Origin of the sequence: Halobacillus sp. A1, from assembly GCF_024189295.1 — a bacterium.
Classification (GTDB): domain Bacteria; phylum Bacillota; class Bacilli; order Bacillales; family Halobacillaceae; genus Halobacillus_A.
The window spans coordinates 20,583-37,598 of record NZ_JAIZEN010000002.1 but is presented as its reverse complement, the minus strand read 5'-3'; the positions used below and the strand labels follow the sequence as shown (position 1 = coordinate 37,598).

Sequence of the window (17,016 nt, the reverse complement as noted above, 5' to 3'; positions counted from 1 at the left end):
GACATTGCTATTTATTAGCAAGAAAAACTTGTAATATATCGTCAAATTAACGCGAATGTAAATTTAATGTTAAGATTCATGATTATTCTTTACAAAGCATTTTCCATTCGTCAATAATGGGGAAGGCGTTACAAAAGAAATAGAGAAAAAACTTGGATGAAGAAAGGGTGGAGAAACTTTGGAAATCGATGTTCAACAAATGATTTTTGAATTCATTGGTGGATTAGGTATTTTCCTTTTTGGTTTGAAATATTTAGCGGATGGTTTACAGCGTACTGCTGGAGACCGTTTGAGAGAAATACTGGACCGGTTCACTAGTAACCCGTTCATGGGTGTGCTGGCAGGTTTATTTGTAACCGTACTGGTCCAGAGCAGTACAACGACCACAGTATTAACAGTCGGGCTTGTTAATGCCGGTTTCATGACTTTCAGGCAGGCCATTGGTGTTATCATGGGTGCCAACATTGGAACGACAGTAACGGCGTTTATTATCGGTATTGACATCAGTTCTTATGGATTACCGATTATCGCAGTCGGGTCCTTCTTATTATTCTTCTTTAAAAACAAAAAAGTCACGAATATTGGACAGACTGTATTCGGTTTAGGTGCCTTGTTTTTCGGTTTAGATGTCATGAGCGGCGGAATGAAACCGCTAAGGTCACTAGAAGCATTTCAAGAGTTGACTTTAAGCATGAGTGACAACCCTATATTAGGTGTGACAATCGGTACGCTGTTCACGGTAATCGTACAAAGTTCCAGTGCCACAATTGGGGTGCTTCAACAGTTATTCGGGGAAGGTCTAATGGACCTCCAGGCTGCACTTCCTGTATTGTTCGGGGATAATATCGGAACTACGATTACTGCTGTTTTAGCATCCATTGGCGCAAGTGTAGGCGCTAAACGTGCGGCTGCTGCCCACGTCATATTTAACGTAATAGGCGCTGCCGTATTTTTAATATTTCTCGCTCCATTTTACAATTTTGTCGATTGGCTACGTACGTCATTAGATTTGAATCCGGAAATGACGATTGCTTTTGCCCACGGGTCTTTCAACGTTGCAAACACTATCGTACAGTTTCCGTTTATAGCAGCCCTTGCATGGATTGTAATGAAAATTATTCCTGGTAACGATTCAGAAATTGAATACAAACCGCAGCACCTGGATCCGATTTTCATTGAACAATCTCCATCTCTAGCATTAGACCAGGCAAAAGAAGAAGTTATACGCATGGGTGAATATGCATATAAAGGTTTAGAAGAAACCAGTCTGTATTTAAATAATAAACAACCGAAACACTCTGAATTAGCTATGCAAATAGAAGAAGCTTTAAATAATCTAGATAGAAAAATAACAGATTATTTAGTAGACCTATCGCAAGCTCAGCTTTCAGATGAAGACAGTCATAAGCATACGGCTCTGATGGATTCTGTAAGAGACATTGAGCGCATAGGAGACCATTTTGAAAATATTATCGAATTAATCGATTATAAAAATTCAAATAAAGTTCTATTAACTGAGCAAGCTGTTGAAGATTTAAACGAAATGTTCGATTTGACTCTTATGACAGTGAAACAAGCCACGAAATCATTAGAATCGATGGATCGTGAAGAAGCACTTTCTGTTGTTCAAAAAGAGAATGAACTCGATCGCATGGAAAGGAGCTTCCGTAAGAAGCACATTATTAGGATGAACGAAGGACTTTGCACTGGCCAAGCTGGCATTGTGTTTGTCGATATGATTAGTAACCTTGAGCGTATAGGAGACCACGCAGTGAATATTGCTGAAGAAGTTCTAGGTGAAAAAGAAAGTCTATAAATTTTAAGCCGCTGTCTTTAAGGCAGCGGCTTATATTTTTATATAAATATATAAAAAACTATTGAAACCGAGCACCTCACATGCTATATTATTTCTGGCGCCAAAAACATTTGATGATTTTGTTGACAGGCCTTCGAAACCATGATATATTTATTTGCGTCGCTTCATTTGAGAACGAAGCGAAATTAACAAAATGGCGGTGTAGCTCAGCTGGCTAGAGCGTACGGTTCATACCCGTGAGGTCGGGGGTTCGATCCCCTCCGCCGCTACTTTTTTAAAAGATATGGTTACATAATAAAAATTTTATACTTTCCAATTATGGCGGTTGTGGCGAAGTGGTTAACGCACCGGATTGTGGTTCCGGCATTCGTGGGTTCGATTCCCATCAGCCGCCCCATGTTGGACCCTTAGCTCAGCTGGTTAGAGCTATCGGCTCATAACCGATCGGTCGCAGGTTCGAGTCCTGCAGGGTCCACCATTTTTTTTCGGAGGAGTACCCAAGTTCGGCTGAAGGGATCGGTCTTGAAAACCGACAGGGGCTTCACGGCCCGCGGGGGTTCGAATCCCTCCTCCTCCGCCATTACATACTTCGTCTTACTTTAAATCAAATCGTATTATGGCTCAGTAGATAATCCTCACAGCAGAATTAACGAGGAACATAAAAAATTTGCGAATCAGCCTGCTGCGAGACGAGCACGGAACACTTTCGACAAGTTATCTGATGCAAAATTGGATCGAAGCACTTTAAAAAATATACTAGGGCTCGGTAGCTCAGTCGGTAGAGCAACGGACTGAAAATCCGTGTGTCGGCGGTTCGATTCCGTCCCGAGCCACCATTTCTAACAAGCATACTGGCTTGTTTTTTTATGTTTTGAATTTGTGAAATGTTTCTGCCGATAAGAGAGTACTCAATTATATTTAGAAATTCACGCTAAAATAACTTAAAACATGCGAGGCCGGGTAGAAGTGATCTTGATAGAGTGCACTTCACACTAAAACATTAACGAAACTGTTGATGAGGTAATATGGAAGATCAACACAAGGTTTTAATGTAGAGGAATATTTAATCCGTTTAGAGCCTTTAAATGTATAAATAATTTAGAGCCTTTAAATGTATAAATAATCCGTTAGTATATTTTTACGGAGCTCTATGTTTCATTTGTTGTGCATGGGGAATGCATTCTATGTGTCCCCAGCAATCATCAAATTGACGGGCAAATAATTTGCAACTCAAAAATTCGTTTGGTAATGTACATTGTAGGGATATCAAATAATCCCGAACATGTACATATTATTAAAGGAGGAGTTAACCATGGCTAAATTTGAACTACCAGAACTACCTTACGCATACGATGCACTAGAACCAACTATTGATAAGGAAACCATGAACATCCACCATACGAAGCACCATAACACTTATGTAACGAAATTGAACAGTGCTCTTGAAGGGCATGCAGACCTTCAAGATAAATCCATTGAAGAGCTGCTTGCTAATAACTTAGCTGCAGTACCCGAAGATATCAAGACGGCTGTCCGTAATAACGGCGGAGGTCACGCAAACCACAGCTTATTCTGGACTATCCTTTCTCCAAATGGAGGCGGTGAGCCATCAGGTGAGCTTTCAACTCAAATCAACGATACTTTCGGAGGATTTGATCAATTTAAAGAAAAATTCGAAGCAACAGCAGCAGGCCGTTTCGGCTCTGGCTGGGCTTGGTTAGTTGTTAATAATGGAAAACTTGATGTTATTGACACATTAAACCAGGATTCTCCAATCATGGAAGGTAAAACGCCGATCCTTGGCTTAGATGTTTGGGAACATGCGTATTACCTGAACTACCAGAACCGTCGTCCAGACTATGCTAAAGCATTCTGGAACGTTGTAAATTGGGAAGAAGTTTCTAAGCGTTACGAAGCTGCAAAATAATAATGGTGAGTGAAGGGGACAGATGCTAATCTGTTCCCTTCTTTTTGTATATCTAAATTTGTTCTGATTACACTAAGAACAGATGGGTAAAAGGAGATATACAATTATGCTCACAATGTTGAAAGTGTGGTTAAATAAAGAAAATGTTTCCAAAGATTTAATTTTTCTGCTATTAATAGGGGGACTATACTCTCTAGGCATCTTTTTATCCAGTACTTTTGTAAATATATATTTATGGAAGCAGTCGAACAGTTACACTGATATCGCTCTCTATAATCTCAGCATATATGTATTACAGCCCTTGACATTCGTTTTGGCAGGGAAGTGTGCCAAGAGAATTGATCGGGTTATTGTTCTACGGGCTGGGGTCATCGTACTATCGCTGTTTTTCCTATCCGTTTTGATAATAGGGGAAAAGGCAGCCGATTATAACATTTTGCTTGGATCACTGTTAGGTATTGGCTATGGATTTTATTGGCTGGCTTACAATGTTCTGACGTTCGAAATTACAGAACCAGATACAAGAGATTTCTTTAATGGATTTTTAGGTGTATTGCAATCCTTTGGAGGTATGACAGGTCCATTATTCGCTGGATATGTCATATCGCGTCTTGATCAATTGACAGGCTATACTGTCATCTTCGCCATTTCGTTCAGTTTTTTTATTTTAGCTGTGTTTATCAGCTTTGGACTGTCGCGAAGAAAAGCCAGGGGGAATTTTTCTTTCAGAAGAATATTACTAGAAAGAAAGTATAATTCGAATTGGAACCAAATTTTAAAAGCTCATGTGTCTCAAGGTTTTAGGGAAGGAACATTTCTTTTCGCTGTTTCTATTTGGATTTTTTTATTGACGCGAAGTGAGTTCACATTAGGTGTATTTAATTTAGTTTACTCGGGATTTGCATTTCTGTTTTTCTTTTTGTGTACACGATGGGTGAAACCGAGGCGTCGTAAAAAGGCAATTTTTTATGCAGGATTATCGCTGTATCTTTCTGTCCTTCTGCTGCTTTTAGGAGACAGTTTATCGTTATTACTATTTTATGGAGCGGTAGCCGGTGTGTTCTTTCCGATGCTTTACGTTCCCTATCAATCATTAACGTACGACGTAATCGGGAAATCTTGGAATGCGGGGGAAATGCGAATTGAGTATATCGTGGTCAGGGAAATTTTTCTGAATGCAGGAAGGGTCCTGTCGATTCTCGTTTTTTTATTGGCGATTGTATTTATCCCGCCAGAAACGGGAATCCCATATATTCTGTTAATTGTAGGGGGAGGACACTTTTTCATATACTTTTTTATTAAAGACATTCAGTTTAAAACGAAAGAATCACCGCAGAATTGATTAAATTTGATATGCTTTTCTCCTGTCTTTCAGTCATTGAAAGATGGTATACTATATCATGGAAACTCACGTAACAAGGGAGAGGAACCCATGGGGAAGAAGAAAAGCTATAGAAAAAAATCACACCTGCCTTTAAGGTTGAACATAATCTTTTTTATCGTTTTTTTATTATTTGCCGGCCTGATTCTGCAGTTGGGTGTCGTGCAAATATTAACAGGGGAGTCTGCCCAGGAAAAGATTGACCGGACGGAAAACACAACAACGACCATCCCCGTACCTAGGGGGGAAATGTATGACAGGTACGGTCGGGTGCTCGTTAATAACATACCGTTACATTCTATTACATATACACCTCCAAAAGGCGTTCAGCCCGAAGACCGTATGGAACTTGCTGAAACGATGGCCGAATATATTGATATGGAATTCGAGGATCAATTGACAGAACGTGATTTAAAGGAATACTTTTTCCTGAAAAACGAAGAAGAAATTACAGGACGGTTATCTGAAGAAGAAATCGCGGATTTAGACAATGGGGAAGTCTATCAGGCTCAATTGGACAGCATAAACGAAGAAGAAATTGAAGGAATGGACGACGAAACGAAGGAAATCATCGCAATTAAAAAAGAATTAGATCAAGCGTATACATTATCTCCGCATGTAGTAAAAAACGCTGAAATTTCTCAAGAAGAATATTCTACTGTCGCCGAACACTTATCCGAACTGCCTGGAATTAATGTAACGTCAGATTGGAACCGAGACTTTCCTTATGATGATACCTTCAGAAGCTTTGTCGGGGCGATTACCACCAGTGATCAAGGGATACCTAGTGATGAAGAAGAATATTACATGTCATTGGATTACAGCCGTAATGATCGGGTAGGAACGAGCGGGCTAGAAGAGCAGTATGAAGATGTTCTTCGGGGCACGAAAGAAAAAGTGCAGTATACTACAGACAGTGATAACAATGTCATCGATACGGAAGTTGTAAGAGAAGGCTCTCGTGGAAAAGATCTTATGCTTTCGTTAGATATCGAGCTGCAGGAAAAAGTGGATGATATTGTCGAAGAAGAACTGATTAAAGCGATAGAATCTGAACCTCAGGAAAACAGATTTATGGAAAACGCCATTGTGGTCATGTCGGATCCGAATAACGGAGAAGTGCTGGCGGTCTCTGGGAAACAGTATAACCGAGATCGAGAAAGTGGAGAGGAAAAGGTTTCCGATGCAGGCTATCAGGCTGTCTATAATGCTTACGAACCCGGTTCAACAGTTAAAGGGGCAACCGTGCTGACCGGCCTTGAAGAAGGTGTGATCACTCCTTCCACTGTTGTGAATGACAGCCCAATAAAAATTGCTTCAACTCCGGAATTCAGTTCGTACTCTTCTAATATTGGTACAGTGAATTACCGTCAGGCGTTGCAAAAATCATCCAACATTTATATGGCTTATATAGCGATATGGATGGGTGAAGGAAACTATCAAAGAGGACAATCTTTGCAACTAAGAGATGATACACTGGACAGATTAGTATACCACTTCAATCAATTCGGACTTGGAGTAGAGACAGGGATCGATTTTCCTTATGAGGCGATTGGGTTTAGAGGAGCGGATAACCCTCCAACAGGAAATATTTTGTATTACACGATTGGTCAGTATGGAAACTATACGGCTATGCAGTTGAATCAGTATGTTTCCACAATCGCTAACGGAGGAAAAAGAGTACGTCCTAAATTTGTTAAAGAGGTTCACAATCCTAACCATGATGAACAGGGATTAGGTCCGCTGTATAATAAAAATGATACTGAAGTAATGAACCAATTAACGATGGATGAAGAAGATATCACCAGGGTGCAAGAAGCGTTCCGCGATGTGTTTCTTCCAGGCGGAACAGCCAGCGGCTATTTCAGCGGTGCTGATTATGAGGCAGCTGGAAAAACGGGGACGGCCCAAACCTCAGTTAATGAAAGAGATGAAGATGGAGAAATACTGAGAGACTCTGAAGGGGATCCAATAAAACATGATACATTGAACCTTACGCTTGTAGGCTACGCACCTTACGATGATCCCGAAGTAGCTTTCTCTGTGATGGCTCCTAACACAGGAGAAAATGCCAACACTAGCATCAATGGAGATATAGGCAGGCGTATCATGGATGCTTATTTCGAGTTAAAAAAAGAACGAGATGAAAATGGAATAAATCAAGAGTTGACTGAACAAGACGAAATTGCTGAAGAACAGTCAGAAGAAGTAGAGTGATGCATAGCGCATCGCTCTTTTTATATTTTTCAAGAGAAGGGTTTGTTCCTTTTAAGTTGGCAGTTTGAGTAAGTGCTATATAAAAACAACTACATTTTACATAGCTATTTGAATAGATAGTTAGGAGTTTCTTTCCTCTCAAAAGCCTTTGATAATGCCTGAAGAAGTTGTGAAATCATTTGATTAAGTCGATGCAGGCTCTTTATATACACAGAAATCACCAGGTTTACAAAACCTTTACGTTGCTTTCATATGTCCTTAAAACTCTCCCTTTAATATATGAATTGTGAGTTGGCCAAGCCATCATCCATAACACTAGATAAAGTAGGGGGATTTAAGAATGAAGAGTTTCAAAAGATTAGCACTACTATTCGCTTTAATGCTGGTAGTCGGAGTACTTGCAGCATGTGGTGGTTCTTCCGATGAAGAAGACACAGGTTCAGAAGATGAAGGAACAGAAGAAGAAGGAGCTTCAGGTGAGATTGTGGTCGGTGGTTCTAGTGCTATGCAGCCGCTTGTGGCAGCAGCAGCAGAGACTTTCATGGAAGAAAACCCTGATGCACAAATCGACGTTCAAGGCGGAGGAAGCGGAACCGGGTTAAGTGAAGTTGCGGCAGGTAACTTTGATATCGGTAACGCTGACTATTTTGCGGAATCTAAAGAAGATATCGATGCTGAAGAACTAGTAGACCATAAAGTAGCAGTTGTAGGAATGACTGCAGCAGCTCATCCAGAAGTTGGAGTTGAAGATTTGTCAATGGAAGACTTAAAAGCGATTTTCATGGGTGAAATCACTAACTGGTCAGAAGTTGGTGGAGCAGATCAAGAGATTACACTTGTAAACCGTCCGGATGGATCAGGTACACGTGCTACATTTAACGAATTTGCTTTAGATGGCGAAACTCCAGCTGAAGGAATAACAGAAGATTCTTCAAACCGAGTACAACAAATTATCAATGAAACTCCTGGCGCAGTAGGCTATCTATCATTCGCTTACTTTGAAGGTAATGACGACACTATCCCACTAGGTATTGATGGTGTAGAACCAACAAGTGAAAATGTAGAGACAGGTGAATTCCCGGTATGGGCTTATCAGCACAGCTATACAAACGGCGAGCCTGAAGGACTTACAAAAGAATTCCTTGATTATATGATGAGTGATGAAGTTCAAAGCTCTATTGTACCTGATCAGGGTTACATCGCTTCTACGAACATGGAAGTAGAGCGTGATGCTGAAGGTAACGAATCTGAGGTTGAGTAAATAAAAAATTAAGATTTTAATAGGGAAATCTCCAGGGTTGACCAAATAGTGAAACCATTCCGAATAGGGAAGGAAGTATCCTTCTGTATTCAGTAGGTAAACTGTTACGGTTCAGCCCATTTCCCATGCTTTAGGAGGAGTATTTATGGCAAATGCTCAGAAGTCTGAGACAAACAATCATAGGTTACTGAAGAGTAATAATTCTTCAAGTAAAAAAAACGAGGGTCGCGGAAAATTTTTAGTCTTTACAAGTGCAGTTATTGTGATTATAGCGACTATTGCTATAACGGTTTTTCTTGGTTACAAAGGAATAAGAACATTTTTTGTATATGACGTCAGTCTATGGAATTTCCTTACTACTACAGGCTGGGATGGTACTGAAAACAGTGGAGCCTTTGCGTTTATTTTTGGCTCATTTGCGGTTACCTTTCTGGCAGCTTTGTTTGCAGCGCCACTAGGAATTGGCAGTGCCATATTTATGACGGAAATAGCAAAAAAATGGGGGCAAAAATTCCTACAGCCAGTAATTGAGATTCTTGTAGGGATCCCTTCAGTAGTTTACGGTTTAATAGGTGTGACGGTTATTGTTCCTCTTATTAGAAACCATGTAGGAGGTTTAGGGTTTAGCTTATTAGCAGGTATGATCGTGGTAGGTGTAATGATACTGCCTACAATTACTAGTATTTCTGCTGATGCGATAAAAGCTATTCCTAGTGATATAAAAGATGCTTCATATGGTTTAGGTGCTACTAGATGGCAGACTATTTATAAAGTCATTATTCCAGCAGCTTTGCCTTCTTTAATGACAGCTATTGTACTTGGGATGGCGAGAGCATTTGGAGAAGCGTTAGCAGTGCAAATGGTTATCGGGAATGTCAAAGGATTACCGGAATCTCTACTAGATTCTGCTGCTACCCTTACATCTATAATTACACTCGACATGCCCCACACTACGTATGGAAGTGTTCATAACAGTTTATTATGGTCACTAGGCCTTATTTTATTGATAATGTCTTATGTATTCATAATAATTATACGTTTTGTGTCCTCAAGGAGGAAAATCTAATGAATAGAAGATTAACGAATAAGATAGCAACAACAGTATTTGTATCATGTGCCGTCATTATGACTGCCACATTGGTGTATTTGTTGGGATATATATTGACTAACGGTTTGTCTGAAGTAGATATGGATTTCTTAACGTCTGATTCTAGTTCGGCTATGGCAGGCGGAGGAATAAAAAACCAGCTTTGGAATTCGTTTTATATTCTAATAGTCACCCTCTTGCTTTCAGCACCTTTAGGGGTACTGGGAGGTATTTATTTAGCGGAGTACGCCAGACCTGGAAAATTAACAAATGTTATCCGTACAAGTGTTGAAGTATTATCATCATTACCTTCTATAGTTGTAGGGATGTTCGGCTTGCTTATATTTGTACAGTATATGGGGCTGGGATATTCAATTATTGCCGGTGCCCTCGCGTTAACCGTGTTTAATCTGCCTATCATCGTAAGGGTCACGGAGGATTCTATTCGTTCAGTTCCTGTCAAACAAAAAAATGCCAGCTTAGCTTTGGGAATCACTCATTGGCATACGGTTAAAACGGTTTTAGTACCTGCCGCGTTCCCTGGTATACTAACAGGTATTTTGCTGTCTGCAGGTCGTATTTTTGGCGAAGCGGCTGCGTTATTGTTTACTGCCGGCCTTTCTACAAACAGGTTACAATTCGATACTTGGAATCCGTTCGATAATAATTCACCTTTAAATCCCTTCCGTTCGGCAGAAACATTATCTGTGCACATTTGGAAGGTTAATTCGCAAGGGATTATGCCCGATGTAGATGAAATTGCCGCAGGTTCAGCAGCTGTACTGATTATCTTTGTCCTTATTTTTAATGTCACTGCCCGTGTTGTTGGCAATATTATCTTCAATAAAATCACAGGTTCTAAATAGGAAGGGGATAAACAATGCCTAAGCTGGATAAGAGAACCATTAATGAACAGGAATATGATAAACCAAATATGAAGAAAAGAGAGAGTAAAGAAATAAGAACAGAATCTTCAGAATTCAATACTACAGAAACTTTAATGAATCTAAAGAATTTAAGTGTGTACTACGCAGATAATCAAGCAGTGAAAAATATAGATATGCCAATCGAAAAAAATAAAGTCACTGCATTCATTGGTCCATCAGGTTGTGGAAAATCTACGCTTTTACGTACAATTAATCGTATGAACGATCAAATAAGTGTAGCCAGGTATGAAGGTGAAATTAACTATGATGGTCTCAATATTTTAAGAAAAGAAGTTGATGTTGTTACGTTGCGTAAAGAAATCGGAATGGTGTTCCAAGAGCCAAATCCATTTCCTAAGCCTATTAAACAAAATATTACCCACGCATTGAAATTTATGAAAAAGCCTAAAAATGAAATAGAAGAGATCGTAGAAAGTTCTCTAAAGCAAGCAGCACTATGGGAAGAAACGAAAGATAGACTTAACAATTCGGCCCTATCCCTATCGGGGGGACAACAGCAAAGATTATGTATAGCCAGAGCGTTAGCTTTGAAGCCGAAAGTATTATTGTTAGATGAACCTACTTCAGCTTTAGATCCTATTTCCAGTGCTAAAGTAGAAGATTTAATAATGGAATTGAAAAAACACTACACGATTGCTGTAGTTACCCATAATATGGAACAAGCAGCTAGAATCTCTGACAATACAGCCTTTATGTACAATGGGGATTTGATTGAATTTGGAGAGACTTCCAGATTGTTTACGAATCCTAGAGAAAAAAGAACGGAAGATTATATTTCAGGGAAATTTAGTTAATGATGTTATCTTCTTATTTTCAAAGTCAAACAGTGTATTTATTAATGGATATTTTTGTAAAGGGTGAATTGAATGGACAATCACACTTATAATGTTGAAAATTTAAATTTATGGTATGGAAATAATCAAGCCTTGTATGAAATAAAAATGGATATTCCAGAAAATGAAGTGACGGCGATAATCGGACCTTCAGGCTGTGGAAAATCTACTTTTCTAAAAACTTTAAATCGTATGGTTGAAATGGTCCCCGGTGTGAAATTATCCGGAGATATAAACTATTATGGAAACAATATTTTCAGGTCCGGTTATCATCCTGAAGAATTACGAACTAAAGTTGGAATGGTTTTCCAACATCCCAATCCGTTTCCTAAGTCTATCTATGAAAATGTAGCGTTTGGTGCAAAAATACAAGGTATTAGAAAGAAGTCTGTACTTGATGAAATGGTTGAAAAAAGTTTAAAGCAGGCTGCAATCTGGGACGAAGTGAAAGACCGTCTTAACAGTAACGCAATGGGATTGTCTGGCGGACAACAACAAAGGGTTTGTATTGCTCGTGCGATTGCAACACAACCAGATGTCATATTAATGGATGAACCAACTTCAGCTTTAGACCCAATTTCAACACTTAGAGTCGAAGAGCTCATTCAAGAATTGAAAGAACATTATACAATTATCATTGTAACTCATAATATGCAGCAAGCCTCAAGAGTCTCAGACAGGACAGCGTTTTTCTTAAATGGTGAGCTAGTAGAGTATGACAATACAGATCGAATTTTTTCTAACCCTCAAGATAGACGAACCGAAGATTATATAAGTGGAAAATTCGGGTGATTTGAAAGGGGAAACTGGAGATGCAGACAAGACGTTTTTTTAATGAGGAATTACAAAAATTGAAATTAGATGTTGAGGAATTAGCTGAAGATACCAAAGTAGTATTAGGAACTGCTGTAGATGCACTGTATAACAGCGACCTTACAACTGCAGAAAATATTATAGCTAATGATTATGTTTATAATGAGAAGGAGCAGCGAATTAATGATGCGGCTATGATCATGATTGCAAAACAACAGCCTGTTGCCTCCGATTTAAGAAGACTAATAATTGCTATAAAAATTTCGACTGATTTAGAACGCATGGCTGATCATGGAAAGAATATTGCCAAAGCTACTCTGTTTTTAGGAGACGACCATCCTATATCAATCCATCCTTCTATTAAAGAGATGATGAAGATCGCCATAGAAATGGTCGATATCGCAATTAAAGGGTACCATTTAGAAGATATATCCTTCGCTCGACTGCTAGCTCAAAAAGATGATCAGGTAGATAATTTATATGGACAGGTGACCAAGGATTTATTGGAATTGACAGCTACTAATCCTGATCAAATTCAATACATTATGCAGACAGCATATACTTCTAGATACATTGAGCGTTTTGCAGATCACATTACAAACATTGGAGAGAGTATTCTTTACTTGGTAAAAGGAGTTTCGTACGACTTGAACGAATAAAAAAGTAGGAATGCCGTGATGGCTTCCTACTTTTTATCATTTTTGTGCTTTCTCATATCCAGTTATAATATAATACTTTGACGGATTCTACGTTATTTTCTTCTATTTGATTTACATACTTGAAAGCAGCGCAGAGTTTTGATAAGATTATAAAGTCTGATTATGTGGATAAAGACAGTGAAATGAATCATGATTTGGAGGGATAAACCATGCGTGTAAACGTTACACTTGCTTGCACTGAAACTGGTGATCGTAATTATATTACTACAAAAAATAAGCGTACTAACCCAGAGCGTATTGAGCTTAAGAAATATAGCCCACGCTTAGCAAAGCATACGCTTCATCGTGAGACTAAATAAACAGCGGGATTTTACTCCTGCTGTTTTTTTTATACAAATATGGAGGCTGTGTTCATGGAGAAAAAGCTGTTAAGAGAAAAAGGAAAGCTGTTATTGAAAGCTATGGATCAACATGAGAAACAGTTTATTGAAAGCCGTTTATATGAAGAACTTTTTCAAAGTAAACAATGGGAGGAAGCTGAAACTGTCGCCCTCACCGTTTCGTTTTCACACGAATGGGATACCTATACAATTATTGAAGAAGCCTGGAGCTGTGGGAAACAGACGGTTGTTCCGAAGTGTGATCCCATTACGAAAAAGATGACTTTTTATAAACTTAAGGATTTTATTCAGTTGGAAACGGTATACTATGGTCTGAAGGAACCCTCGCCAGAGTTGACCGTGCCTGTCAGTAAAGACGATATCCAGTTAGTAATTGTTCCGGGCTTAATATATGATAGGAAAGGATTCAGAATCGGATACGGCGGCGGGTTCTATGATCGTTATTTGAAGGACTTTAACGGAGTGTCTTTGTCGATATTAGCAAAAAAACAGTTAGTAGATGAAGTACCGACAGAATCCTATGATGTGCCTGTCCATTATTTGATTACAGAAAATGGTCTAATCGATATACATAGTTCTTTAAATGAAGGATGATGTACTATTGAATAGATGCAGTGAAAATTGCGAAGCCTATTCATGAACATGATTCGCATTTGGAGGGTCTTTAATGAAAAAAAGTATTATAGTGTTCATGTCTCTGCTTCCTGTTGTAGGTTTAGTCTATAGTTATCGATACCGCCTCTTTAGCATGCTATCCTCTATTCCTTTAACAAGAAAGATAGCTGTGCGCTCTGTTATGCGTGTTCCTTTTATAAGAAAAAAATTTCTCGGCCAAATGTTCCATTCATGAAAACTACCATACTCTATGGTAGTTTTTTTAGAGTGGCGAGAAGGTAGAAGTTGGTTCTGCTGGGATGAAAGGAAAAGTGGTGAAGAAACAATTTTTTTAGCAGTATCGTTGAGCTTCCTCTATTGCTCTCTGACCTGGAAAATCTCACGGGACACCAGATCCTGCAGGGGAGTACTCGATTTTCACTGCCTTGAGGATAATCCTACGGTAAAGTGATGCGAATTAAGTGAGCTGCTTTCCAGTCCCCAATATTCTAAGTGCAGAACACAACTGTTCCCCCTCTTTTTCTACAGTTATTTAATTCTCTATTTTGGATAAAGGTCATTTTATCATGGTATGATCATTGTAAGAACAGGGGGACACGCTATGTATATTAAACAAGAATACTTTCTGTGGAAGCTCTCCTATCATTTGGTTGCAAACCATCAATTTCATATTTTATATATGAATAAAGAAAAAAGTGAAATCTGGCTTGAGAGAGAAGATAAAGGAAAATGGCATGTCGTCAGACTCATCCACGAAGTTTTCAATTGGAAAAATCAATTAAAGAGGGATATTGAGTACGTGCAGGCACAGATCAAGCAGAATTCCCAACTGTTTCGGGGAGGGAAAATGGATCTGCATTATGTGTATGTGTCGGAGTTTTCCCCAGTTGATGAGTGGGAAAGTCTAGACATAGCGGCAAATCGAAATATCCAGAAAATTAATATATTTTACTTAGATGATAAAGAAAAAGAAGGTGACAGCGGCAGATTGTATGAGACGCTGCAAGTGGAGCGGCCGGTGTTCCCTGAACACTTAGATGAAGCAGAATATGAAAGCCAGTCACTATATTTAAAGCAGCAGCTTCAAACCTTGAGAAAGAAAAAGCAAAAAGAAAATGAGCAGATCTTTTCGCAGGGGAAACTATTCTTCACCATAATTCTATTAGTAGTGAACTTTATTATATTCGGTTTAATGGAGTGGCAGGGAGATAGTACGTCTGTATTGACGTTAATTGAGTTTGGAGCTAAATTCAACCCCGCAATTATCGAAGGTGAATGGTGGAGGATAGTCAGTTCTATGTTCCTTCACATCGGTGCTGTCCACTTGCTGATGAACATGCTTGCCCTCTTTTATTTAGGAACGGCTGTGGAAAGGATATATGGTTCCATAAGGTTTATTTTTATCTACTTTTTAGCAGGTGTTTTTGGCGGACTGGCCAGCTTCATGATGAATCCTCAAGTGGCTGCAGGAGCATCTGGTGCCATTTTCGGTTTATTCGGCGCTTTGCTTTATTTTGGATTGAAGAATAGACGGTTATTTTTTCAAACTATGGGTTATAATTTATTAATTATCATTGGGATCAATATTGCATTTGGAATCGTTGTACCTCAAGTTGATAACAGTGCACACCTTGGTGGGTTAGTTGGTGGGTTCATCGCCTCCATGATTACAGCATTACCGAAAAATCCCGGTAAAAGCAGCCGCTTGGCAGGAGTTTTAATATATATTACGCTTATTAGTCTAATGGTTCTGATTGGGGTAAGAAATGATGAAGGCGGAGGCTATGCAGCAGCACAGCTGCAGATCTCCCAGGAGCTCATTCAACAGGAAGAGTACGATAGAGCTATTGATGTTACAACGGCAGCAGTCACCAACCCAGATGAATACGAAGCAGAACTTCTGTTTAACCGGTCTTACGCTTATTCAAAGATTGAGGAAATCGCTCTTGCTAAAGCAGATTTAGAACGAGTTGTGGAGCTCCAGCCTGGTATGGCGGAAGCTCACTATAATTTAGCTTTGATCTACCAGACCGAGGAAGAAATAGACGATGCTCGAACTCATGCAGACGAAGCTGCAAATCTTCAGCCTGACAATGATAATTTTCAGGGTTTATCAGATGAACTCAATAATATTGAATAAGCTGGTGCTTCTCTCCCGCATCATCTTCATACAGGACCATAAGGTGCTTGCCATTTTTATCAAATAATAATAAAGGGATGTAGCTTTGAATCGGGTGCTTCGAGTGTGTGTCTTTTATACCTAAAATGTAATTTTTGTACAATCCCTCCCACAGTTGGCCTGAAATTCTTTTGTAATTTTCTTTGGAAGTATAGGGAAAAGGGTTCTCTTCATCAAAAGCTGGAAGCTCGGTGAGAGGGATCTTTTCATATGCTCCTTCAGGGATTTGATAATGAGTCAAAAGCTCGTCCCATTGGGCTTCAAGCTGCTGGTTGATAGAATGGTCAAGTTTATTTTTCCACGTTTTCTCTTCAGCTGATTGAGGATCATGAAAAGCAATCCGATTGGAGTGGGGGGAGTCTATGATATATAGTCTATCTTTTGAGGTTTCTTGAATACTGTTAATCGTATCGCTGTTTTTATGAATTTCTCCGTGGTGGAAGGAAATTGCTTCATATTTCTGTGTATCTTCTCCGTGAAGCGTAGAACGTTTGTTGATTTCCTGAGCATTTTCCTTCCACTTATTAACGACTCCCTTAAGCCTACCGTTTACATACAATAGAGAAACGTCCTGTCGCAAGTAAACAGACTGAGGAGTACGAGAGGATAGTTCCCAGCCGATTTCATATTCATCATTACCCTCTCCTGATTGGAATGAAAGGGTAGTGTTCGCAGATTCAAATGACTGTTTTTCATCAGCAGGAAAGTATTTGATGACAGATTCATTCCGGGATTCTATAAAAAAATAAGTAAATAAAATAGCGGTTAGACTTGTACATATGACAATCCAGGCAAGTTTCAATGTGAGCATCCCCTTTTTGTGCTATGTAATACAAATATGTTGATTAAGGGGAAGACATGCTTTTATTTTATAGAATTC

General features: G+C 39.1%; 14 protein-coding genes and 5 tRNA genes. 18 read left to right on the top strand and 1 reads right to left on the bottom strand.

The genetic code is table 11. From position 1 onward, the window contains the following. Positions 1 to 178 precede the first annotated feature (178 nt). The 18 genes from LF817_RS03130 to LF817_RS03045 all read left to right on the top strand — a co-directional run bounded on the left by LF817_RS03130 (position 179) and on the right by LF817_RS03045 (position 16,097). A complete protein-coding gene (locus LF817_RS03130) occupies positions 179 to 1,816 on the top strand; it encodes a Na/Pi cotransporter family protein (protein WP_253934315.1) in 1,638 nt (545 codons plus the stop codon). Between the two features lie 195 nt (positions 1,817 to 2,011). Next, positions 2,012 to 2,085 (top strand) — tRNA-Met (locus LF817_RS03125). Between the two features lie 52 nt (positions 2,086 to 2,137). Beyond that, a tRNA-His gene (locus LF817_RS03120) sits at positions 2,138 to 2,213 on the top strand. Between the two features lie 4 nt (positions 2,214 to 2,217). Next, positions 2,218 to 2,294, top strand: a tRNA-Ile gene (locus LF817_RS03115). Positions 2,295 to 2,303: 9 nt separating this feature from the next. Continuing rightward, positions 2,304 to 2,396: transfer RNA gene (locus tag LF817_RS03110), tRNA-Ser, on the top strand. Between the two features lie 180 nt (positions 2,397 to 2,576). Further along, positions 2,577 to 2,652 (top strand) — tRNA-Phe (locus LF817_RS03105). 476 nt (positions 2,653 to 3,128) lie between these two features. Continuing rightward, positions 3,129 to 3,743: a superoxide dismutase gene (locus LF817_RS03100; RefSeq protein ID WP_253934314.1), complete on the top strand. Its 615-nt coding sequence runs from the start codon at positions 3,129 to 3,131 to the stop codon at positions 3,741 to 3,743. A 106-nt stretch (positions 3,744 to 3,849) separates the two neighbouring features. After that, positions 3,850 to 5,085, top strand: coding sequence for an MFS transporter (locus tag LF817_RS03095; protein ID WP_253934313.1), 1,236 nt, complete (start codon positions 3,850 to 3,852; stop codon positions 5,083 to 5,085). A gap of 90 nt (positions 5,086 to 5,175) precedes the next feature. Further along, on the top strand, positions 5,176 to 7,341 hold the full coding sequence (locus LF817_RS03090) for a peptidoglycan D,D-transpeptidase FtsI family protein (RefSeq protein ID WP_253934312.1): 2,166 nt from the start codon (positions 5,176 to 5,178) through the stop codon (positions 7,339 to 7,341). A 340-nt stretch (positions 7,342 to 7,681) separates the two neighbouring features. Further along, positions 7,682 to 8,602 carry a phosphate ABC transporter substrate-binding protein gene (locus tag LF817_RS03085; RefSeq protein ID WP_253934311.1) on the top strand — a complete coding sequence of 307 codons (921 nt, stop codon included), beginning with the start codon at positions 7,682 to 7,684 and terminating at the stop codon, positions 8,600 to 8,602. 145 nt (positions 8,603 to 8,747) lie between these two features. Next, positions 8,748 to 9,668: a phosphate ABC transporter permease subunit PstC gene (gene pstC / locus LF817_RS03080; protein WP_253934310.1), complete on the top strand. Its 921-nt coding sequence runs from the start codon at positions 8,748 to 8,750 to the stop codon at positions 9,666 to 9,668. Continuing rightward, complete coding sequence (gene pstA, locus LF817_RS03075) at positions 9,668 to 10,555, top strand: phosphate ABC transporter permease PstA (RefSeq protein WP_253934309.1); 888 nt, start codon at positions 9,668 to 9,670, stop codon at positions 10,553 to 10,555. Before pstC ends, pstA begins: the two co-directional genes overlap by 1 nt. 68 nt (positions 10,556 to 10,623) lie before the next feature. After that, positions 10,624 to 11,430, top strand: a complete 807-nt coding sequence (gene pstB, locus LF817_RS03070; RefSeq protein ID WP_371924993.1) for a phosphate ABC transporter ATP-binding protein PstB — start codon at positions 10,624 to 10,626, stop codon at positions 11,428 to 11,430. A 72-nt stretch (positions 11,431 to 11,502) separates the two neighbouring features. Next, entirely contained in the window at positions 11,503 to 12,261 is a 759-nt protein-coding gene (gene pstB, locus LF817_RS03065) for a phosphate ABC transporter ATP-binding protein PstB (protein WP_253934308.1), read from the top strand. A 20-nt stretch (positions 12,262 to 12,281) separates the two neighbouring features. Next, positions 12,282 to 12,941, top strand: a complete 660-nt coding sequence (gene phoU / locus LF817_RS03060; RefSeq protein WP_253934307.1) for a phosphate signaling complex protein PhoU — start codon at positions 12,282 to 12,284, stop codon at positions 12,939 to 12,941. A gap of 209 nt (positions 12,942 to 13,150) precedes the next feature. Then, positions 13,151 to 13,300 carry a 50S ribosomal protein L33 gene (rpmG, locus tag LF817_RS03055; RefSeq protein WP_253934306.1) on the top strand — a complete coding sequence of 50 codons (150 nt, stop codon included), beginning with the start codon at positions 13,151 to 13,153 and terminating at the stop codon, positions 13,298 to 13,300. A 54-nt stretch (positions 13,301 to 13,354) separates the two neighbouring features. Next, complete coding sequence (locus tag LF817_RS03050; protein WP_253934305.1) at positions 13,355 to 13,936, top strand: 5-formyltetrahydrofolate cyclo-ligase; 582 nt, start codon at positions 13,355 to 13,357, stop codon at positions 13,934 to 13,936. Between the two features lie 622 nt (positions 13,937 to 14,558). Then, the gene (locus LF817_RS03045) at positions 14,559 to 16,097 is read left to right on the top strand and encodes a rhomboid family intramembrane serine protease (RefSeq protein WP_253934304.1); all 1,539 of its coding nucleotides are present in this window, start codon (positions 14,559 to 14,561) and stop codon (positions 16,095 to 16,097) included. Here the strand turns inward: LF817_RS03045 and LF817_RS03040 are convergent. Then, on the bottom strand, positions 16,081 to 16,947 hold the full coding sequence (locus LF817_RS03040) for a hypothetical protein (protein ID WP_371924990.1): 867 nt from the start codon (positions 16,945 to 16,947) through the stop codon (positions 16,081 to 16,083). The genes LF817_RS03045 and LF817_RS03040 overlap by 17 nt on opposite strands. Positions 16,948 to 17,016: the final 69 nt, after the last annotated feature.

Coding starts and splice junctions, on each gene's coding strand:
- LF817_RS03090 (WP_253934312.1), top strand. CDS start 5,176: ATGGGGAAGAAGAAAAGCTATAGAAAAAAATCACACCTGCCTTTAAGG.
- pstB (WP_371924993.1), top strand. CDS start 10,624: ATGAAGAAAAGAGAGAGTAAAGAAATAAGAACAGAATCTTCAGAATTC.
- LF817_RS03050 (WP_253934305.1), top strand. CDS start 13,355: ATGGAGAAAAAGCTGTTAAGAGAAAAAGGAAAGCTGTTATTGAAAGCT.
- pstC (WP_253934310.1), top strand. CDS start 8,748: ATGGCAAATGCTCAGAAGTCTGAGACAAACAATCATAGGTTACTGAAG.
- LF817_RS03045 (WP_253934304.1), top strand. CDS start 14,559: ATGTATATTAAACAAGAATACTTTCTGTGGAAGCTCTCCTATCATTTG.
- LF817_RS03095 (WP_253934313.1), top strand. CDS start 3,850: ATGCTCACAATGTTGAAAGTGTGGTTAAATAAAGAAAATGTTTCCAAA.
- pstA (WP_253934309.1), top strand. CDS start 9,668: ATGAATAGAAGATTAACGAATAAGATAGCAACAACAGTATTTGTATCA.
- LF817_RS03100 (WP_253934314.1), top strand. CDS start 3,129: ATGGCTAAATTTGAACTACCAGAACTACCTTACGCATACGATGCACTA.
- phoU (WP_253934307.1), top strand. CDS start 12,282: ATGCAGACAAGACGTTTTTTTAATGAGGAATTACAAAAATTGAAATTA.
- rpmG (WP_253934306.1), top strand. CDS start 13,151: ATGCGTGTAAACGTTACACTTGCTTGCACTGAAACTGGTGATCGTAAT.
- LF817_RS03040 (WP_371924990.1), bottom strand. CDS start 16,947: ATGCTCACATTGAAACTTGCCTGGATTGTCATATGTACAAGTCTAACC.
- pstB (WP_253934308.1), top strand. CDS start 11,503: ATGGACAATCACACTTATAATGTTGAAAATTTAAATTTATGGTATGGA.
- LF817_RS03085 (WP_253934311.1), top strand. CDS start 7,682: ATGAAGAGTTTCAAAAGATTAGCACTACTATTCGCTTTAATGCTGGTA.